This is a genomic window from Streptomyces sp. NPDC091282, from assembly GCF_044757385.1.
GTDB lineage: Bacteria > Actinomycetota > Actinomycetes > Streptomycetales > Streptomycetaceae > Streptomyces > Streptomyces gramineus.
In genome coordinates, this window is sequence record NZ_JBIVUX010000007.1 from 321,439 (window position 1) to 341,045 (window position 19,607).

General features: G+C 71.2%; 15 protein-coding genes. 9 read left to right on the forward strand and 6 right to left on the reverse strand.

The annotated features are described in order from the left end of the window. Nucleotides 1-222 precede the first annotated feature (222 nt). Nucleotides 223-528: a ferredoxin gene (locus ACIQOE_RS31035; protein WP_351320446.1), complete on the forward strand. Its 306-nt coding sequence runs from the start codon at nucleotides 223-225 to the stop codon at nucleotides 526-528. A gap of 45 nt (nucleotides 529-573) precedes the next feature. On the opposite strand, the gene ACIQOE_RS31040 is transcribed toward ACIQOE_RS31035, so the two are convergent. From ACIQOE_RS31040 to ACIQOE_RS31050, 3 genes are all read right to left on the reverse strand, one after another. Then, nucleotides 574-1,155 carry a hypothetical protein gene (locus tag ACIQOE_RS31040; protein WP_401414959.1) on the reverse strand — a complete coding sequence of 194 codons (582 nt, stop codon included), beginning with the start codon at nucleotides 1,153-1,155 and terminating at the stop codon, nucleotides 574-576. A 442-nt stretch (nucleotides 1,156-1,597) separates the two neighbouring features. Beyond that, nucleotides 1,598-2,500, reverse strand: a complete 903-nt coding sequence (locus ACIQOE_RS31045; RefSeq protein WP_351320450.1) for a tRNA (adenine-N1)-methyltransferase — start codon at nucleotides 2,498-2,500, stop codon at nucleotides 1,598-1,600. Nucleotides 2,501-2,538: 38 nt separating this feature from the next. Beyond that, nucleotides 2,539-4,020: a site-2 protease family protein gene (locus ACIQOE_RS31050; protein WP_401414961.1), complete on the reverse strand. Its 1,482-nt coding sequence runs from the start codon at nucleotides 4,018-4,020 to the stop codon at nucleotides 2,539-2,541. Nucleotides 4,021-4,160: 140 nt separating this feature from the next. Here ACIQOE_RS31050 and ACIQOE_RS31055 point away from each other — a divergent pair, with 140 nt between their 5' ends. Then, the gene (locus tag ACIQOE_RS31055; RefSeq protein WP_365562457.1) at nucleotides 4,161-5,102 is read left to right on the forward strand and encodes a RecB family exonuclease; all 942 of its coding nucleotides are present in this window, start codon (nucleotides 4,161-4,163) and stop codon (nucleotides 5,100-5,102) included. Nucleotides 5,103-5,244: 142 nt separating this feature from the next. After that, nucleotides 5,245-5,916: a response regulator transcription factor gene (locus ACIQOE_RS31060; protein WP_020939010.1), complete on the forward strand. Its 672-nt coding sequence runs from the start codon at nucleotides 5,245-5,247 to the stop codon at nucleotides 5,914-5,916. A gap of 99 nt (nucleotides 5,917-6,015) precedes the next feature. Here the strand turns inward: ACIQOE_RS31060 and ACIQOE_RS31065 are convergent, their stop codons facing one another. The 3 genes from ACIQOE_RS31065 to metH form a co-directional block, all read right to left on the reverse strand. Continuing rightward, complete coding sequence (locus ACIQOE_RS31065) at nucleotides 6,016-7,620, reverse strand: ABC transporter substrate-binding protein (RefSeq protein ID WP_351320457.1); 1,605 nt, start codon at nucleotides 7,618-7,620, stop codon at nucleotides 6,016-6,018. 423 nt (nucleotides 7,621-8,043) lie between these two features. Continuing rightward, nucleotides 8,044-8,745 (reverse strand): HAD family hydrolase, encoded by a 702-nt coding sequence (locus tag ACIQOE_RS31070; protein WP_401414964.1) that lies wholly within the window; start codon nucleotides 8,743-8,745, stop codon nucleotides 8,044-8,046. A 158-nt stretch (nucleotides 8,746-8,903) separates the two neighbouring features. Further along, nucleotides 8,904-12,419 (reverse strand): methionine synthase, encoded by a 3,516-nt coding sequence (gene metH, locus ACIQOE_RS31075; RefSeq protein ID WP_401414966.1) that lies wholly within the window; start codon nucleotides 12,417-12,419, stop codon nucleotides 8,904-8,906. A gap of 376 nt (nucleotides 12,420-12,795) precedes the next feature. On the opposite strand from metH, the gene ACIQOE_RS31080 reads away from it, so the two are divergent. The 6 genes from ACIQOE_RS31080 (at nucleotide 12,796) to ACIQOE_RS31105 (ending at nucleotide 19,473) form a co-directional block, all read left to right on the forward strand. After that, nucleotides 12,796-13,560, forward strand: a complete 765-nt coding sequence (locus ACIQOE_RS31080; RefSeq protein WP_351320463.1) for an IclR family transcriptional regulator — start codon at nucleotides 12,796-12,798, stop codon at nucleotides 13,558-13,560. A gap of 320 nt (nucleotides 13,561-13,880) precedes the next feature. Continuing rightward, a complete protein-coding gene (locus tag ACIQOE_RS31085; protein ID WP_351320465.1) occupies nucleotides 13,881-14,675 on the forward strand; it encodes an MIP/aquaporin family protein in 795 nt (264 codons plus the stop codon). Nucleotides 14,676-14,747: 72 nt separating this feature from the next. Then, nucleotides 14,748-16,286, forward strand: a complete 1,539-nt coding sequence (gene glpK, locus ACIQOE_RS31090; protein WP_351940269.1) for a glycerol kinase GlpK — start codon at nucleotides 14,748-14,750, stop codon at nucleotides 16,284-16,286. Between the two features lie 53 nt (nucleotides 16,287-16,339). After that, nucleotides 16,340-17,956 (forward strand): glycerol-3-phosphate dehydrogenase/oxidase, encoded by a 1,617-nt coding sequence (locus ACIQOE_RS31095; RefSeq protein WP_351320469.1) that lies wholly within the window; start codon nucleotides 16,340-16,342, stop codon nucleotides 17,954-17,956. A 177-nt stretch (nucleotides 17,957-18,133) separates the two neighbouring features. Continuing rightward, nucleotides 18,134-18,676, forward strand: coding sequence for an SMI1/KNR4 family protein (locus ACIQOE_RS31100; protein ID WP_351320471.1), 543 nt, complete (start codon nucleotides 18,134-18,136; stop codon nucleotides 18,674-18,676). Between the two features lie 125 nt (nucleotides 18,677-18,801). After that, the gene (locus ACIQOE_RS31105; protein ID WP_401414970.1) at nucleotides 18,802-19,473 is read left to right on the forward strand and encodes a FadR/GntR family transcriptional regulator; all 672 of its coding nucleotides are present in this window, start codon (nucleotides 18,802-18,804) and stop codon (nucleotides 19,471-19,473) included. Nucleotides 19,474-19,607 lie beyond the last annotated feature (134 nt).

The following is a 19,607-nucleotide window of genomic DNA, read 5'->3' on the forward strand; positions in this document are numbered from 1 at the left end:
CCTCGTGCGGGGCGAAGTGCACCGGGCGCGCGGTCGGAAACGGTCGGAAACGGTCCGCGGGGGCGCCCGGCGTAAGCGTGCGCGCGGGGCGGATGCACGGGTCGGCGGGCCCGGCCGGGGGCGGTGCGGGCGGAGGTAGGGTCGGGGAGAGTTCAACACCCGCCGGGGCGGGACCGGGTGACGGCCGGTTCCGGCAGCCCGGCGCTTTCGACGGCAGGAGAGATGACCGTGCAGCAGGAGGCCGTGGCCGGCGCGGAGGCGCTCGAGGTCTGGATCGACCAGGATCTGTGTACCGGTGACGGGATCTGCGCCCAGTACGCCCCCGAGGTGTTCGAGCTGGACATCGACGGCCTGGCGTACGTGAAGGGCGCGGACGACGAGCTGCTGCAGGCGCAGGGGGCGACCGTGCCGGTGCCGCTGCCCCTGCTGACGGACGTGGTGGATTCGGCCAGGGAGTGTCCGGGCGAGTGCATCCACGTGCGCCGGGTCGCGGACCGGGTCGAGGTGTACGGTCCCGACGCGGAGTGACGTTTCGGCCACCCCGCGTGGCCCGGACCCGGGCGGGTGCCGCGGTCAGACGCTGCTGGTGGCCGCGGGGGTCCCGCCGACGAACGCGTGGCCGTTCCACCGCCAGGCCGCGGTGGCCTTCACGTCCGGGCAGCAACTGGGCACGTCGTCCGAGGAATAGCCGAGCAGGGTCGCGGTGACCTTTCCGCCGGCGACGGCGAGGTCGGTCACCGTGCGCCGCTCCTTCGGGTCGACGAGGGTGGCGACGACCCGGGGCCGGGTCGCGCCGGCGGCCTGGGTGAGGACGTAGACGCCGTCGGGCGGGGTGCCCATGGCCGAGTCGCAGTGGACGACCGCCACGGTTTCCGGCCTCCCGTCGCCGTCGAGGTCGCCGGTGGACTTCTTCACGACCACCTCCTTCACGGGCCCGCAGTCGAGGGGGAAGTCCACGCCGGTGGTGCTGGGCGGCGCGGTGGCCGCGGGGGTGGGCTTCGGCTCGGAGTCTGCGGTGGACTGGGCGGCTTTGGCCGAGCCCGGATGGAAGAGCGACGACAGCGCGATGACCCCGGTCAGGGCAGTGGCCGTGGCGAGCCAGTGCATGGGACGGGTGTCGGTGTGAGCGAGCTCCGGGACCACGGATTGCTGCACTAGGAGTGTCTCCTGTGAGGCCTGTGCCGGTGGGGGATGGCCTGCATAGTGCCACACGTCACAGCGGGTGCGGAACGGCGGGGTCGCCTTCCGCGGACGAGCGGCTCCCGCCCCGCCCAGGGAACCTCCCGGACGCCGGGAAGGAGCCTGCGACGAGCGGCCGCGGGGCGGGCCTTCCGCCCTCGCGGTCCCGGCAGTGGGGGCGGACGCGGGGCGGGGAGCCGTGGGGGTGCCGGGAGCCGTGGGGTCGGCGAGTGCGTCCCGGGGCGGACGGCGTGCGGCGCCTCGGTGGCGGCGGCGGGCGGCCCTCCTGACGGCGGGGCCGGACCGGGTCACGGCCGTGCGGGGGCCCCTCAACGCGAAAGCGCCGCTGCCGAGTTCCGGACGGGTCCGGGGAACTCGGCAGCGGCGCTCACGCGTTGGAGCGGCCGGGGACGACGGCTCAGCGGCCGGCGCCACCGTCGGCGTTGGGGCCCTCGTAGTCCTCGCCGTACGCGCCCTTGGCGGGGCGGCGGCGGCGCATGGGCGGCTCGACGCCGTCGGCGAGGCGGCGGGCCGTGAGCAGGAAGCCGGTGTGGCCGATCATCCGGTGGTCCGGGCGCACGGCGAGGCCTTCCACGTGCCAGTTGCGGATCATCGTCTCCCAGGAGGTCGGCTCGTTGAAGCAGCCGATCTCGCGGATGGACTCGACCGTCCGCGCGAGCTGGGTGGTGGTGGCCACGTAGCAGCACAGGATGCCGCCGGGCACGAGCGCCTTGGAGACGGCCTCCAGGCACTCCCACGGGGCGAGCATGTCGAGGATGACCCGGTCGACGTCGGCGTCCGAGAGGTTGTCCTGGAGGTCGCCGACGGTGAGCTGCCAGGCGGGGTGCGGGCCGCCGAAGTAGCGCTCCACGTTCTGCCGGGCGATGTCGGCGAAGTCCTCGCGGCGCTCGTAGCTGTGCAGCATGCCCTGGTCGCCGATGGCGCGCAGCAGGAAGCTGCTGAGCGAGCCGGAGCCGACACCGGCTTCGACGACGCGCGCGCCGGGGAAGATGTCGGCGAAGGACAGGATCTGCCCCGCGTCCTTCGGGTAGACGACGGCTGCCCCGCGGGGCATGGACAGGACGTAGTCGGGGAGCAGGGGGCGCAGCGCGAGGTAGGCCACGTTGCCGGTGGTGCGGACAACGCTGCCCTCGGGAGCACCGATCAGTTCGTCGTGCGGGAAGGAGCCCTTGTGGGTGTGGAAGTTCTTCCCTGCTTCGAGCGTGAACGTGTAGTGGCGGCCCTTGGGGTCGGTCAGCTGAACCTGGTCCCCGACCTTGAAGGGCCCGCGCCTGCGGGCGGCACCGGTCGGTTCGGACATGTGAACAGCCTACCGGGGTTTGCGGAGCGGCCCGACCACTAGGACGGCCGGGCCATCGCCCTGACGAAGGCCCGTTCCACGTCCGCGGCGGACAGGACGCCGTAGATCTCGCCGGTCTCCTCGACCACCAGGTACTCGGTGGCCGGGGTGGCGCGCAGTACGTCGAGGAGGTCCTCCCCGGCCAGTTCCGCGGAGACCCGCATGCCGTCGGTGAGGTCCTGGGCGAGGCCGCTGACGGCGACCCAGGGACGCCGGTGCTCGGGCACGCCGACGATGGCGGCCTCGCGGACCAGGGAGAGCGGGGTGCCGTCGGCGTCGACGACGACCAGGGCGCGGGCCCCGGCGGCGTTGGCGCGGCGCAGGGCCTCGGAGAGCGGGGTCTCGGTCTCGACGGGGACGGCGCGGCGGGTCAGGGTGCGGGCGCGCAACTCCGGGAGGTGTTCGCGCAGCCGTGCCATGCGCAGGCTGTTGCCCGCGCCGGTCCAGATGATCGCGGCGAGGACGGCGGCGAGCAGCCCGTCGGTGAGGGCGTCCATGCCGTTGGCGTTCTCGGTGCCGCCGCCGAAGGCGCCCGAGTAGTTGAGCAGCGGGAGGCCGATGAGCACGGAGACGGCGAGGGCGCGGCCGACCCAGGCGGCGGCGACGGTGCCGCTCATGGGCCTGCCGGTGATCTTCCAGACGACGGCGCGCAGCATCCGGCCGCCGTCCAGGGGCAGGCCGGGCAGCAGGTTGAAGGCGGCCACGATGAGGTTGGAGACCATCAGGCCGGCCAGCAGGACGCCGGGGACGGTGCCGGGCTCCACGGGCTGCATGGCGAGGTAGAAGAGGCCGGCGAGGACGAGGGAGAGCAGGGGGCCGACGAAGGCCAGCACGAACTCCCGTCCGGGGGTCTCGGCCTCCTTCTCGATCTCGGAGACGCCGCCGAAGAACTGCAGCTGGATGCGGCGGACGGGGAGCTTGAAGCGGATCGCGGCGACCGTGTGGGCCAGTTCGTGGACCAAGACGGAGGCGTAGAAGGCGATGGCGAAGAAGAGGGAGACGAGGTAGCGGGCGGCACCGAGTTCGGGCAGCACGCGGTCGAGCTGGCCGCCGAAGACCCAGGTGATGAGGGCGGCGACGACGAACCAGCTGGGGGCGACGTACACGGGGACGCCGAAGGGCCGGCCCATGAGCAGGCCGCCGCCGGGCTCCCTGGGCCGCCGCGGCGGCTGTCCCTTGGCCATGCCGGCGGGCTCCCGGCCGGGGCCGCCCGTGGCGGCGGGCGTGGGGGCCGGGGACTCGGGGGGCGGCGGCGGGGTCCCGTGCTCCGGGCCGGGCGTCTGCCCGTGCTCGTGCTCCGGGCCGGGCGGCTCGGCGGACGGTTCCGGCTCCTGGCCGGCGGGCGTCCCGGTGCTGTGCGGCGTCGGGGCGTCGGTGGGGTCCGGGCCCGCGTCGTCGGTCGGGGCCTGAGGAGCTGCGGGCTGCTCGGCCGGTTCGGCGTCGTCCGACCGGGGCTGCCCGCTCCCGCCGCTCACGTCCACGGTGTCCCCTCGTTAGATGCGTCGTCTCCGGTCGATGGTATGCGGCCGTCGTGACACGTTCCGCCCCGGCACCCCTTGTGTTGGCCGGGGCGTCGCGCGGGTTGGGTGACTGTCAGTGGCGGGCCGTATGGTCTGTGGTCATGGAGAGCAGCATCGAGGACGCCCCGCGGGCCGAGGGCGCGGCCGTCACGCAGGAGGAAGGGCCGGTCACGGCGGTGCGGTCGGCGGCGGCCGGTCCGCCGTCGTCGCTGTCGCCGTCGCGGGCCAGTGACTTCATGCAGTGTCCGCTGCTGTACCGGTTCCGGGTGATCGACCGGCTGCCGGAGAAACCGAGCGAGGCGGCGACCCGCGGGACGCTGGTGCACGCGGTCCTGGAGCGGCTCTTCGACGCGCCCGCGGCGGAGCGGACCGCGCCACGGGCCAAGTCGCTGGTCCCGGGGCAGTGGGACCGGCTGCGGGAGAACCGGCCCGAGGTCGGTGAGCTGTTCGCGGACGATCCCGAGGGCGAGCGGCTGACCCGCTGGCTCGGCGAGGCGGAGCGGCTGGTCGAGCGCTGGTTCACGCTGGAGGATCCGGTCCGGCTGGAGCCGGTGGAGCGGGAGCTGTTCGTCGAGACCGAGCTGGAGTCGGGGCTGCGGCTGCGCGGGATCATCGACCGGGTCGACGTGGCGCCGACCGGCGAGGTGCGGATCGTCGACTACAAGACCGGCAAGGCACCGCGGCCCGAGTACGCCGAGGGCGCGCTGTTCCAGATGAAGTTCTACGCGCTGGTGGTGTGGCGGCTGAAGAACGTGGTGCCGAGGCGGCTGCAGCTGGTCTATCTCGGCAGCGGCGACGTGCTGACGTACGACCCGGTCCTCGCCGACCTGGAGCGGGTGGAGCGCAAGCTGCTCGCGCTGTGGGAGGCGATCCGGCAGGCGACGGAGACCGGGGAGTGGCGGCCGCGTCCGACGAAGCTGTGCGGCTGGTGCGACCACCAGGCGCACTGCCCGGAGTTCGGCGGCACTCCCCCGCCCTACCCGCTGCCGGTGAGGTCGGCCGGGTCCGAGGACGCCGGGCAGGGCAGAATGGGCGCGGACTAGGGGCCGTCCGGCGGATCGGGCCGCGGGAGTTCGGCGGCGCCTCGTCGGCACCGGTGAGCGGGGTCCGGTGCGTCGGCCGCCGGGCGGTGTTCCTGTCCGCCGGTCCGGTCCCGAAGACATCCCCCACCGAAGGAGACGCCCTGTGGCCATCCGTGTCCTACTGGTCGACGACCAGCCGCTGCTGCGAACCGGGTTCCGGATGATCCTGGAGGCCGAGCAGGACATCGCCGTCGTGGGCGAGGCCGGAGACGGTCTCCAGGCTCTCGACCAGGTGCGCGCCCTCCAGCCCGACGTGGTGCTGATGGACATCCGGATGCCGCGGATGGACGGCGTGGAGGCGACCCGGCAGATCACCGGGCCCGGCCGGGACGGCCCGGCGAAGGTGCTGGTGCTGACCACCTTCGACCTGGACGAGTACGTGGTGGAGGCGCTGCGCGCGGGGGCCAGCGGCTTCCTGCTGAAGGACGCCCCGGCCAACGAACTGGTGCAGGCGATCCGGGTGGTCGCGGGCGGTGAGGCGATGCTGGCGCCGAGCATCACGCGCCGGCTGCTGGACAAGTACGCCACGCATCTGCCGTCCGGCGAGGAGCCGGTGCCGGACACCCTGCACACCCTCACGGACCGTGAGGTGGAGGTGCTGAAGCTGGTCGCGCGCGGACTGTCGAACGCGGAGATTGCCGCCGACCTGTTCGTCAGCGAGACCACGGTGAAGACGCATGTGGGGCACGTGCTGACCAAGCTGGGGCTGCGGGACCGCGTGCAGGCGGCGGTGTACGCGTACGAGAGCGGCCTGGTGCGTCCCGGCGCCCAGTAGGCCGCGCGTCGCCCGGCCGGACGCGCCACGACGCGAAGGGCGCCCCGCTCGATCGAGCGGGGCGCCCTTCGCGTCGGCCGGGACCGTGGTGAGCGGTCGTCAGTTGCCGGTGCCGCGGCCCAGCTCCCACAGCTGCAGGCTGGAGGAGGAGTTGAGGGCGTAGGCGACACCCGTGATGTCGTCGCGGGCGGCGACGTACTGCTTGCCCTGCCACAGCGGCAGCACCGGGACCTCGTCGGCGACGATGTCCTGGATCTCGGTGAGGCTGCCGGAGGCGCTGAGCCGGTCGGCGGTGCGGCGGGACTCGGGGATCAGCTTGTTGATGATCTTGCTGTTCGCGTAGGGCGACGCGAGGAAGTTGTTCTTGTCGAGGAACGGCGCGAGGAAGTTGTCGGCGTCCGGGAAGTCGGGGAACCAGCCCATGCCGTAGACGTCGTAGGCCTGCTTGCGCTCGGCGGTCTGGTACGTCGACCAGGGGGTGCCCTTGATGTCGACGTCGAACAGTCCGCTGCTGTTCAGCTGCTGCCGCAGGACCTCGAACTCGTCCTTGGTGGCCGGGCCGTAGTGGTCGGTCGTGTAGTGCAGCGTCAGCTTCACCGGGGTGGTGATGTTGGCACCGGCCAGCAGGGCCTTGGCCTTGTCGACGCTGGGGTCGCCGTACTTGTTGAAGAAGGCGTTGGAGTGGCCGGTGACGGAGGCCGGGACCAGCGAGTACAGCGGCTCGGCCTGCGAGCCGTACACCTTGGCGACGAGCGTGGCGCGGTCGATGAGCTGGGCCATCGCCTGGCGGACGGCCTGGGTCTTGACCGTCGGCGCGTTGGTGTCGAAGCCGAGGTAGCGGATCTCCAGGCCGGACATCTCGACGAGTTCGACGTTGGAGTCGTCACCGGCGTCGAGCTTGCTGATCTGGGACGGCGACATGGTGCGGGTCATGACGTCGATGTCGCCCTTGTCGATCGCCTGGCCCATGGCGTCGGCGTCCTTGAACGACCGCATGACGACCTTGTCGTTGTTCACCGTCACGCTGCCCTTGTAATTCGGGTTCTTGGTGAAGGTGGCGGAGACCATCTCGTTGTTCTGGACGTCGGCCTTGAAGGTGTAGGGCCCGGAGCCGTCGACGTCGAAGCCGTCGCGCAGCTTGTCCTTCTCGTAGTCCTTCGGGTTCACGATGCCCGCGACCGGAGTGGACAGCTTGTACGGGAAGGTGGCGTCCGGCGACTTGAGGTGGAAGATGACCTCGCGGTCCCCCTGGGTCTCGATCGTGTCGATGTTCGAGAGGAGGGAGAAGACACCGCTGTCGGCCTTGATGCGCAGGGCACGCTCCATGGAGTACTTGACGTCCGCGGAGGTGATCGCGTCACCGTCGGAGAACTTCAGGCCCTCGCGCAGCTTGCAGGCGTAGCGCTCGCTGCCGCTGTCGGTGAAGGAGCAGCTCTCGGCGGCGTCCGGGACCGGGTCGCCGTCGCCCTTGGGCTGCGACATGAGGGTCTGGACCGTCTGGCGCAGGATGTTCCAGCCGCCGACGTCGTAGGAGTAGGCGGGGTCGACCGGCGCCGGGGCGTCCTTCGTGGCGGTGAACCGGTCGGTGGTGCCGACCACGATCGCGCCGTCGCCGTTGCTCCCACTGTCGGATCCACCGCACGCGGCGAGAACCGGAGTGAGCAGACCGATGACGGCCGGCAGCACCAAAGTCTTGCGGTTCATGCTCGAAGTTCTCCAGAGCTGATCGAGTCCGTGTATCCGACAAACAGGGGTGTCGAAGCGGATCACGGGGGTAGCGGCGATGTTCTCGCGCTGACATTAGTCCGCGCCCGCAGGAGGGCTGACTGGCCCCTGAGTTGAGGTTCCATCACGCAGTGGAACCGGGTGCGGACAGACCGAAAACCCGACGGCGGCAGGATTAGTGCAGCCGCTGCCCAATCGGGACACAAGGGTGCCTGATTTCCCCCCGATCAGGGGGGAAGCGGCACACGCGGGCAACGTTGTCGACCCCCGCGCACGTGGGGAACATCACACGCGCGACAGTCAGGGGCGGCGACGGAATTCAGCCGGTTGAACAGTTGCGAATTCCATTGAATGACCCGAGCGGGGATTTCGTCCAATGCCGCTCGCACGCTGGGTGAACGGCTAGCGCATTTCCGTCATCAGCCCGCGGAGAAATGCCAGGTCGACGTCTTCCAGGGAGCCGACCACGGTCCGCCGCTCGGCGGGGGCGATGGGTGCCACGGACGGGACGGCGACCACCTGGCAGCCGGCGGCCTCGGCGGAGGCGACCCCGGTCGCGGTGTCCTCGATCACCGCGCACCTGGCCGGATCCACGCCCAGGCCCGCGGCGGCGAGCAGGTACGGGTCCGGATAGGGCTTGGTGCGGGAGACCTCGTCGCCGGCCACGGAGAGGGTGAAGTGGTGGGGGCCGAGCGAGGTCAGGACCCGGTCGATGATGCGCCGGTGCGAGGCCGAGACCAGGGCGGTGGGGACCTGCTGCTCGTGCAGCTCGGCGAGCAGCCGCTTGGCGCCCGGCATCAGCGGCAGCGCGGTGCCGATGCGCTGCTCGAAGCCTTCGTTGAGGAGCACGCTGAGGTCGGCGAGCGTGATGGCGGCGCCGGTGGCCTCGATGAGGAACCCGGCGCTGCGGGTCATGGGGCCGCCGACCACCACATGGCGCCAGGACTCGTCGAGGGTGTGGCCGAGGCCGGCGAAGATCTCGACCTCGACGTCCCACCAGAAGCCCTCGGTGTCCACCAGGGTGCCGTCCATGTCGAGGAGCACCGCCTGGAGGGCCGAGCCTTCCGCCGTACGGGTTCCGAGCGCGGGGACCGTGCTGGTCATCCACGTACCTCCTTGAGGGACGAGCAGGCCGGTTCCCATGCGGGGAACCGGCCTGCTGTGGACCGACCAGTGTACGACTTATCCGATCAATATGCTCTGTGGCACGTGTCTCGGTGTCGCCGAGCACCCGCAGGGCCCATGACCCGCGGCCGTACCGCTCAGCGCGCGTTGAAGTACTTCGCCTCCGGGTGGTGGATGACGATGGCGTCGGTGGACTGCTCGGGGTGCAGCTGGAACTCCTCGGACAGCTGGACGCCGATCCGCTCGGGCCCGAGCAGGTCCGCGATCTTGGCCCGGTCCTCCAGGTTCGGGCAGGCGCCGTAGCCGAGCGAGAACCGCGCGCCCCGGTACTTCAGGGCGAACATGTCCTCCATCTCGCTGGGGTCCTCGCCGGCGAAGCCCAGCTCGGAACGGACCCGCGCGTGCCAGTACTCGGCGAGCGCCTCGGCCAGCTGGACGGACAGGCCGTGCAGTTCGAGGTAGTCGCGGTAGGAGTTGGCCTCGAAGAGCCGGGCGGTCTGCTCGCCGATGCGGGAGCCGACGGTGACGACCTGGAGGCCGACCACGTCCGTCTCGCCCGACTCCTCGGGACGGAAGAAGTCGGCGAGGCACAGCCGGCGGCCGCGGCGCTGGCGGGGGAAGGTGAACCGGGTCCGCTCGTTGCCGCTCTCGTCCAGGATGATCAGGTCGTCGTCCTTGGAGACGCACCGGAAGTAGCCGTAGACCACGGCGGCTTCCAGCAGGTTCTCGGTCTGGAGCTGGTCCAGCAGGCCGCGCAGCCGGGGCCGGCCGTCGGTCTCGACGAGTTCCTCGTACGTCGGTCCCTCGCCGGTGCGGGCCTGCTTGAGACCCCACTGGCCCTTGAAGAGGGCGCCTTCGTCGAGCCAGCTCGCGTACTCCTTGAGCTGGATGCCCTTGATGACGCGGGTGTCCCAGAACGGCGGGGCGGGCACCGGGTTGTCGACGGCGACGTCGGAGCGGACGTGGCCCTCCTCGGGCCGTTCCTCGACCTCGGCGGTGGCGGCCGGCCGGACCCGGCGCTGCTTCAGCTCCGGCAGGCTGGCGCCGGGCACCCCGCGCTTGACGCCGATGAGCGCGTCCATCAGGCGCAGGCCCTCGAAGGCGTCGCGCGCGTAGCGGACCTCGCCCTCGTAGATCTCGTGCAGGTCCTGCTCGACGTAGGCCCGGGTGAGGGCGGCGCCGCCCAGGATCACCGGGTAACTGGCGGCCAGGCCGCGCTGGTTCAGCTCCTCCAGGTTCTCCTTCATGATCACCGTGGACTTGACCAGCAGGCCGGACATGCCGATGACGTCGGCCCGGTGCTCGTCGGCGGCCTCCAGGATCGCGGAGACGGGCTGCTTGATGCCGAGGTTGACGACGTTGTAGCCGTTGTTGGACAGGATGATGTCGACGAGGTTCTTGCCGATGTCGTGGACGTCGCCGCGCACGGTGGCCAGCACGATGGTGCCCTTGCCCTCGGCGTCCGACTTCTCCATGTGCGGTTCGAGGTAGGCGACCGCGGACTTCATGACCTCGGCGGACTGGAGGACGAACGGCAGCTGCATCTGGCCGGAGCCGAACAGCTCGCCGACGACCTTCATGCCGTCCAGCAGGGTCTCGTTGACGATGTCGAGGGCGGGGCGGTCCTGGAGGGCCGCGTCGAGGTCGGCCTCCAGGCCGTTCTTCTCGCCGTCGATGATGCGTCGCTTGAGGCGCTCGTCCAGCGGGAGCGCGGCCAGTTCCTCGGCCTTGCCGGCCTTGAGGGACTTGGCGGTGGCGCCCTCGAAGAGGGCCATCAGCTTCTGGAGCGGGTCGTAGCCCTCGGCGCGGCGGTCGTAGACGAGGTCGAGGGCGGTCCGCACCTCCTCCTCGGAGAACCGGGCGATCGGCAGGATCTTGCTCGCGTGCACGATCGCCGAGTCCAGGCCCGCCTTGACGCACTCGTCGAGGAAGACGGAGTTGAGCAGGATGCGGGCCGCCGGGTTGAGGCCGAAGGAGATGTTGGACAGGCCGAGCGTGGTCTGCACGTCCGGGTGGCGGCGCTTGAGTTCGCGGATCGCCTCGATGGTGGCGATGCCGTCGCCGCGGGACTCCTCCTGGCCGGTGCAGATGGTGAAGGTCAGGGTGTCGATGAGGATGTCCGACTCGAGGATGCCCCAGTTCCCGGTCAGGTCATCGATCAGCCGTTCGGCGATCTCGACCTTCTTCTCCGGAGTGCGGGCCTGGCCCTCCTCGTCGATGGTCAGCGCGATCAGCGCGGCGCCGTGCTCGCGCGCCAGGGTGGTGACCTTGGCGAAGCGGGACTCCGGCCCGTCGCCGTCCTCGTAGTTGACGGAGTTGATGACGGCGCGGCCGCCGAGCTTCTCCAGGCCGGCCTGGATGACCGGGACCTCGGTGGAGTCCAGGACGATCGGCAGGGTGGAGGCGGTCGCGAAGCGGCCGGCCAGCTCCCGCATGTCGGCGACGCCGTCCCGGCCGACGTAGTCCACGCAGAGGTCCAGCATGTGGGCGCCCTCGCGGATCTGCTCGCGCGCCATCTCCACGCAGTCGTCCCAGCGGGCGTCGAGCATGGCCTCGCGGAACTTCTTGGAACCGTTGGCGTTGGTGCGCTCGCCGATGGCCAGGTACGAGGTGTCCTGCCGGAACGGCACGGTCTGGTAGAGGGAGGCGGCGCCGGGCTCGGGGCGCGGGCTGCGCTCGGGCGGCGTGACGCCCCGGACCCGCTCGACGACCTGGCGCAGGTGCTCGGGCGTGGTGCCGCAGCAGCCGCCGATCAGGGAGAGGCCGTAGTCCCGTACGAAGGTCTCGTGGGCGTCGGCCAGCTCGGCGGCGGTGAGCGGGTAGCTGGCGCCGTCCTTGCCGAGGACGGGCAGGCCGGCGTTGGGCATGCAGGACAGCTTGATGCGGGAGTGCCGGGAGAGGTAGCGCAGATGCTCGCTCATCTCGGCGGGGCCGGTGGCGCAGTTCATGCCGATCATGTCGATGCCGAGCGGCTCCAGCGCGGTGAGCGCGGCGCCGATCTCGGAGCCGAGCAGCATGGTGCCGGTCGTCTCGACGGTCACGGAGACGATGATCGGGACGTCCAGGCCGGCGATCTCGCGGGCGCGGTGGGCGCCGATCACGGCGGCCTTGGTCTGGAGCAGGTCCTGGGTGGTCTCCACGATCAGCGCGTCGGCGCCGCCCTCGATGAGGCCCTCGGCGTTCAGCTGGAAGGCGTCGCGGATGGTGGTGTACCCGATGTGGCCGAGGGTCGGCAGCTTGGTGCCGGGGCCGATGGAGCCGAGCACCCAGCGCCGGCGGCCGTCCTTCGCGAAGTAGGCGTCGGCGGTCTCCCGGGCGATGCGGGCGCCGGCCTCGGACAGCTCGTGGACGCGCTCGGGGATGTCGTACTCGGCCATCGCGGCGTGGTTGGCGCCGAAGGTGTTGGTCTCGACGCAGTCCACGCCCGCGTCGAAGTAGGCCTCGTGGACCGAGCGCACGATGTCGGGGCGGGTCACGTTGAGGATCTCGTTGCAGCCTTCGAGCTGCTGGAAGTCGTCCAGGGTGGGGTCCTGGGCCTGGAGCATGGTGCCCATGGCTCCGTCGGCGACCACCACCCGGGTGGCGAGCGCCTCGCGGAGCGCGGACACACGGGTCCGGCTGTCGGCGGCAGGGGACAGTGGCGACGAGGCCATGAAGGGCTCCCTTGGATGCGACGGCTGTCGGCTATGCGGTCCACCGGGCCGGGCCCGGCGGACGCACTGCGCCAGCCTAACCGGGTGGCGGCCCGGATGGGCAGGACGTCCATGTGGCGGACGAGTGAGGGAGCAGGTGAGGTGCCGGATGGGCGAGTATGTCGCCCACCACGGCGTACGCGCCGCGCGCGGGAACCCGGTCCTCGGCCGGTGCCCCGCGGGCGACACGCGGGGTAAGCGCGGACCACGCCTGGTGTAACGGGTGTCGATCGACCATTAGCGGAGAGTCGACATCGACCGGTAGTGTTCGACATTGCCGAACGACGGTTACGGCAGTCTTACGGCGATGGCCGTAGGGGACGGAGGCAGGACTGCGATGGCACGGAACATCCAGTCGCTCGAACGGGCGGCCGCGATGCTGCGACTGCTGGCGGGCGGCGAGCGACGGCTCGGCCTGTCCGACATCGCCTCGTCACTGGGTCTGGCCAAAGGCACCGCGCACGGCATCCTGCGCACCCTCCAGCTGGAGGGGTTCGTCGAGCAGGACGAGGCCTCGGGGCGCTATCAGCTGGGCGCCGAGCTGCTGCGGCTGGGCACCACCTACCTGGACGTGCACGAGCTGCGGGCACGGGCGCTGGTGTGGACCGACGACCTGGCCAGGTCCAGCGGGGAGAGCGTCCACCTGGGCGTCCTGCACCAGCAGGGCGTGCTGATCGTGCACCACGTGTTCCGGCCCGACGACAGCCGGCAGGTGCTGGAGATCGGGGCGATGCAGCCGCTGCACTCCACGGCCCTCGGCAAGGTGCTGTCGGCCTACGACCCGGTGGCGCACAGCGAGGCCCTGGAGGCCGACCGCAAACCCTTCACCGACCGCACGACCTGCGACCTGGACGCCTTCGAGCACGTCCTGGACATCACGCGCGCGCGGGGGTACGCGGCGGACGTGGAGGAGACCTGGGAGGGCGTGGCGTCGATCGCGGCGCCCATCCACGACCGCAGGCGGATGCCGGTGGGCGCGGTGGGCATCACGGGCGCGGTGGAACGGCTGCGCAAGGACGGGGAGCTGCGGCCCGAGCTGATCGCCGCGGTACGGGACTGCGCCCGCGCGGTGTCGCGGGACCTGGGCGGCGGACGGTTCTGACCGCGCGCCCCTGACCACCCCCGAGGCCGGTCCGCCTGTCGGCGGACCGGCCTCAGTCGTACCCTTATGCGGACAGAACAGGACATAAGGCCAATTCACCGATCAATAACGATCGCGCTTTCCGTAACAGAACTCTTGACGCATGCGTAACACCGGGGCGAGACTCCCGTCCATCGGTCGGCATTGTCGAACACCTACCGGCAATACGCGCTAGAGTGTGACAACGCCAAGGGCCGGAATCGCTCTCACCCACGAGGGCGCCAACACCCCGACGGGACTCGGGGTTCGGCTTCCCTGGACGAAGGACAAAGGAGTCGCGGGTGTCCAGCTCCGACATCTTCATCGGCGAGACCATCGGTACCGCCGTACTCATCCTGCTCGGCGGCGGCGTGTGCGCCGCCGTCACGCTCAAGGCCTCCAAGGCCCGCAACGCCGGCTGGCTCGCCATCGCCTTCGGTTGGGGCTTCGCCGTCATGACGGCGGTCTACATCTCCGGACCGCTGTCCGGCGCCCATCTCAACCCGGCCGTCACCGTCGCCCTCGCGATCAAGAACAGCGACTGGAGCAACGTTCCGGTCTACTTCGCGGGCCAGCTGCTCGGCGCGATGATCGGCGCGGCCCTGGTGTGGGCCGCCTACTACGGCCAGTTCCACGCGCACCTCACCGACCGCGAGATCGTCGGCGGTCCCGGCGCCCAGGCCACCGCGGCCAAGGCCGTCGAGGCCGAGGAGAAGGGCGCGGGCCCGGTCCTCGGCATCTTCTCCACCGGCCCGGAGATCCGGAACGTGGTGCAGAACCTCGCCACCGAGATCATCGGCACCGTCGTACTGATCCTGGCGGTCCTCACCCAGGGCCTCAACGGCAACGGCGACGGCCTCGGCGTCCTGGGCGGTCTGATCACCGCGCTGGTCGTCGTCTCCATCGGTCTCTCGCTCGGCGGTCCGACGGGGTACGCCATCAACCCGGCCCGTGACCTCGGCCCCCGCATCGTGCACGCACTGCTCCCCCTGCCCAACAAGGGCGGCTCCGACTGGAGCTACGCCTGGATCCCGGTGGTCGGTCCGCTGATCGGCGGAGCGATAGCCGCGGGTATCTACAACGTCGCCTTTGCTTAGAAGCAGATCTCCGCACCACGGCTGACGCAGCAGACGTACCGCCCCACCCCACGGATCTTCGAGGAGCACACAGTGACCGACGCCCACACCGCAGGCCCGTTCATCGCCGCGATCGACCAGGGCACGACCTCCAGCCGCTGCATCGTCTTCGACAAGGACGGCCGTATCGTCTCGGTCGACCAGAAGGAGCACGAGCAGATCTTCCCCAAGCCGGGCTGGGTCGAACACAACGCCAACGAGATCTGGACCAACGTCCAGGAAGTCGTCGCCGGAGCCGTCCAGAAGGCCGGCATCACCCGCGACGACATCAAGGCCATCGGCATCACCAACCAGCGCGAGACCACCGTGCTGTGGGACAAGAACACCGGTGAGCCGGTCTACAACGCCATCGTCTGGCAGGACACCCGGACCGACGCCCTCTGCCGCGAGCTGGGCCGCAACGTCGGCCAGGACCGCTTCCGCCGCGAGACCGGCCTCCCGCTGGCCTCCTACTTCGCCGGCCCCAAGGCCCGCTGGCTGCTCGACAACGTCGAGGGCCTCAAGGAGCGCGCCGAGGCGGGCGACATCCTCTTCGGCACCATGGACACCTGGGTCATCTGGAACCTGACCGGCGGTGTCGACGGCGGCAAGCACTTCACCGACGTGACCAACGCCTCCCGCACCATGCTGATGAACCTGCACACCATGCAGTGGGACGAGAAGATCGCCGAGTCCATCGGCGTGCCGCTGCGGATCCTGCCCGAGATCCGCTCCTCCGCCGAGGTCTACGGCGAGGTCACCGGCGGTCCGCTCGGCGACCTGCTCGGCGGCATCCCGGTCGCCTCCGCGCTCGGCGACCAGCAGGCGGCCCTGTTCGGCCAGACCTGCTTCTCCGAGGGCGAGACCAAGTCCACCTACGGCACCGGCACCTTCATGGTGATGAACACCGGTGACAAGATCATCAACTCCTACGCGGGCCTGCTGACCACGGTCGGCTACAAGATCGGCGAAGAGCCGACGGTCTACGCGCTGGAGGGCTCGATCGCCGTCACCGGCTCGCTGGTGCAGTGGATGCGCGACCAGATGGGGCTGATCTCCACCGCGGCCGAGATCGAGACGCTCGCGCTCTCGGTCGAGGACAACGGCGGCGCCTACTTCGTGCCGGCCTTCTCCGGTCTGTTCGCCCCGCACTGGCGCTCCGACGCCCGCGGTGTGATCGCCGGCCTGACCCGGTACGTCACCAAGGCGCACCTGGCCCGCGCCGTCCTGGAGGCCACCGCCTGGCAGACCCGCGAGATCGCGGACGCCATGGTCAAGGACTCCGGCGACGAGCTGGTGGCCCTGAAGGTGGACGGCGGCATGACCGCCAACAACCTGCTGATGCAGCAGCTCGCCGACGTCCTCGACGCACCGGTGGTGCGCCCGATGGTCGCCGAGACCACCTGCCTCGGCGCCGCCTACGCCGCCGGCCTCGCCGTCGGCTTCTGGTCCAGCACCGACGAGCTGCGCGCCAACTGGCGCCGGGCCGCCGAGTGGACCCCCCGCATGGACGCGGAGACCCGCGACCGTGAGTACAAGAACTGGCTCAAGGCCGTCGACCGGACCATGGGCTGGATCGACGACGAGAGCTGACGAGAGCGCGCACGCTCTCACGATCGAGCTCTGACGAGGAGTAAGAACCCGACATGACCAGTCAGTCCACCCTGCAGTCCGTGCCCGCCCTGGGAACGCACCCGGCCTCCGGCTCGCTGCCGAGCCGGGCCGAGACCCGGGAGCAGCTCACCAAGGCGTCGTACGACCTTCTTGTGATCGGCGGCGGCATCCTGGGCATCTCCACCGCCTGGCACGCCGCGCAGTCCGGCCTCAGGGTGGCCCTGGTCGACGCCGGCGACTTCGCCGGCGCCACCTCCTCCGCCTCCTCCAAGCTCCTCCACGGCGGTCTGCGCTACCTGCAGACCGGCGCGGTGAAGCTGGTGGCGGAGAACCACTTCGAACGCCGTGCGGTCTCCCGCCAGGTGGCTCCCCACCTGGCGAACCCGCTCACGTTCTACCTCCCCGTGTACAAGGGCGGTCCGCACGGCGCCGCGAAGCTCGGGGCGGGCGTCTTCGCCTACTCCGCGCTCTCCGCGTTCGGTGACGGCGTCGGCCACCTGCTCTCGCCCTCCCGGGCCCAGCGGGACGTGCCGGAGCTGCGCACCGAGAACCTCAAGGCCGTGGCCGTGTACGGCGACGACCAGATGAACGACGCCCGCATGGCGCTGATGACGGTCCGCGCGGCCGTCGAGGCGGGCGCGGTCGTCCTCAACCACGCCCAGGTCACCGGTCTGCGCTTCACCAAGGGCCGGGTCACGGGCGCCGACCTGAAGGACGCGGTCTCCGGCGAGGAGTTCGGCGTCAACGCGCGGCTGGTGCTCAACGCGACCGGCCCCTGGGTCGACCACCTGCGCCGCATGGAGGACCCGAACGCGGCCCCGTCCATCCGGCTGTCGAAGGGCGCGCACCTGGTCCTGAAGCGGACGGCTCCGTGGAAGGCCGCCCTGGCGACCCCCATCGACAAGTACCGGATCACCTTCGCCCTCCCCTGGGAGGACATGCTCCTGCTCGGCACCACCGACGAGGAGTACGAGGGCGACCCGGCGGACGTCTCCGTCACCGAGAAGGACACCGCGCAGATCCTGGACGAGGCCGCGTTCTCGGTCCGCGACCAGCAGCTCAGCCGTGACCTGATCACCTACGCCTTCGCGGGCCTGCGGGTGCTGCCGGGCGGCCCCGGCGACACCGCCAAGGCCAAGCGGGAGACCGTGGTGACCGAGGGCCGGGGCGGCATGCTGTCCGTGGCGGGCGGCAAGTGGACCACCTTCCGGCACATCGGCCGCACCGTCATGGAGAAGCTGGAGGCGCTGCCGGGCCACCCGCTGGGCGACGACTTCGAGCCGATCGCCTCGCTGCCGAAGAAGCTGCCGCTGCCCGGTGTCGCCAACCCGCGCGCGGTCGCCCACCGCCTGCTGGTGGACAACCCGGCCCCCGGCCCGCGGATGGCCGCCGACACGGCCAAGCACCTGGCCACGCACTACGGTTCGCTGGCCTTCGACATAGCCCGGATCGCCAACGAGCACCCGGAGCTGGCCGAGCGCGTCCACCCGGACGCCCCGGAGATCTGGGCGCAGGTCGTCTGGGCCCGCGACCACGAGTGGGCCGAGACCACGGACGACGTGCTGCGCCGCCGGACCACGCTGACGATCCGCGGCCTGGCCACGGACGACGTCAGGGCGAAGGTCCAGGACCTGCTCGACAAGAAGTGAGCCGCCGCGAGACGGCCAGGACACGGGCGGCGCGCCGGACCTCCTGACCGGTCCGGCGGCCGCCGGGATCCCGTCCCCGCCGTACCGGGGCCGGGTCAGCGAGGGGGCGGCTCCCCTCCCCTAGGGAGCCGCCCCCTTCGCGCACCCGCTGTCAGTGCCGGGTGCTTCCATGGGCGCATGAACACCGAACAGGCCGATCCGGCCGAACTGGCCGCCCTGCGCGAGGCGTTCGGCGTGGCCGACGGCGCCGCGCCGGCCCTCGGCTGGGCGGGGGTGCACGCCTTCGAGGCGCGGCACGGGGTGGTGCTGCCGGAGCCGTACCGCACGTGCGTGGCCGAGCTGACGGACGGGTCGTACCAGGGGCCGCCGGAGTACGGCCTGTGGGAGCTGGCGAGGACCGCCGAGTACCAGCAGCCCGGCCTGCCGTTCCCGCTCACCCGGGCCTGGATCTGGGAGGACGAGCCCTGCGAGGACCCCGGTGAGCGGGACGCCGCGACCGTGCGCGTCGCCCACCACGGCTCGATATCGCTGGGCACCGACGGCTGCGGCATGCACTGGCACCTGGTGGTGACCGGTGCGCACCGGGGGCACGTCTGGCTGGTCACCGGCGAGGGCGCGATGCCGTTCGGCGCGGAGTTCGGGTCCACCACGGCCGCGCCGGGGTTCGCCGGCTGGGTACGGCACTGGGCGGCCGGCCGGGAGTGGTTCGACGCCGAGTGAGGCCGCGTCCCGCGGGGCGCCGCCGCGCACGTCGGCGGATCCGCGGCGGAACCCGGTTCCCGAGGCCTGACCAGGTCGCATAATGTGACGCAGTCATCGGATGTCCAGGGCGCGAGGAGGCCGGTATGGCGGTCACCGACGAGGCGATCGAGAAGATCAAGGACATGATCGTCTCCGGTGCGCTGCGCCCCGGAGACCGGTTGCCGAAGGAGAGCGAACTCGCCGCGGAACTGGGCCTGTCCCGCAACTCGCTGCGGGAGGCGGTGCGGGCCCTGTCGCTGATCCGGATCCTGGACGTACGGCAGGGCGACGGCACCTACGTCACCAGCCTGGACCCGCAACTGCTCCTGGAGGCGATGAGCTTCGTCGTCGACTTCCACCGCGACGACACGGTCCTGGAGTTCCTGGCGGTGCGCCGGATCCTGGAGCCGGCCGCCACCGCGATGGCCGCCTCCCGGATCGGCGAGCAGCAACTGGACGCGCTGGCGGCCCAGTTGGACGCCCTGGGCGGCGCGCCGTCGGTGGAGGAACTGGTCGCCTGCGACCTGGAGTTCCACCGGGTCATCGTGCAGAGCTCCGGGAACTCGGTGCTCTGCTCGCTCCTTGACGGCCTGTCGGGGCCGACCACCCGGGCCCGGATCTGGCGCGGGCTGACCCAGGAGGACGCGGTGGCCCGGACCCTGCGCGAGCACCGGGCGATCCTGGCCGCGCTGCGGGACCGGGACGCGGAGGCGGCCCGTTCCTGGGCGACCGTGCACATCGCGAGCGTGGAGCAGTGGCTGCGCAGCAGCCTGTGAAGCGCTTACCGCGCGTGACCGGTTCCTCGCCGGATCAGGGTGTTCGACGGTGGTGAACGGGGCAGTGATCCGTTCACTCCCCCGTACAAGGGGGCTGCGGGCGCCCCCGCCGGACGCCGTAAGGTTGGGGCGTA

Bases quoted from the DNA above. Each gene is read 5' to 3' on its own strand.
- ACIQOE_RS31035 (WP_351320446.1), top strand. From the start codon at position 223: ATGACCGTGCAGCAGGAGGCCGTGGCCGGCGCGGAGGCGCTCGAGGTC.
- ACIQOE_RS31045 (WP_351320450.1), bottom strand. From the start codon at position 2,500: ATGTCCGAACCGACCGGTGCCGCCCGCAGGCGCGGGCCCTTCAAGGTC.
- ACIQOE_RS31055 (WP_365562457.1), top strand. From the start codon at position 4,161: ATGGAGAGCAGCATCGAGGACGCCCCGCGGGCCGAGGGCGCGGCCGTC.
- ACIQOE_RS31065 (WP_351320457.1), bottom strand. From the start codon at position 7,620: ATGAACCGCAAGACTTTGGTGCTGCCGGCCGTCATCGGTCTGCTCACT.
- ACIQOE_RS31070 (WP_401414964.1), bottom strand. From the start codon at position 8,745: ATGACCAGCACGGTCCCCGCGCTCGGAACCCGTACGGCGGAAGGCTCG.
- metH (WP_401414966.1), bottom strand. From the start codon at position 12,419: ATGGCCTCGTCGCCACTGTCCCCTGCCGCCGACAGCCGGACCCGTGTG.
- ACIQOE_RS31080 (WP_351320463.1), top strand. From the start codon at position 12,796: ATGGCACGGAACATCCAGTCGCTCGAACGGGCGGCCGCGATGCTGCGA.
- ACIQOE_RS31095 (WP_351320469.1), top strand. From the start codon at position 16,340: ATGACCAGTCAGTCCACCCTGCAGTCCGTGCCCGCCCTGGGAACGCAC.
- ACIQOE_RS31100 (WP_351320471.1), top strand. From the start codon at position 18,134: ATGAACACCGAACAGGCCGATCCGGCCGAACTGGCCGCCCTGCGCGAG.
- ACIQOE_RS31105 (WP_401414970.1), top strand. From the start codon at position 18,802: ATGGCGGTCACCGACGAGGCGATCGAGAAGATCAAGGACATGATCGTC.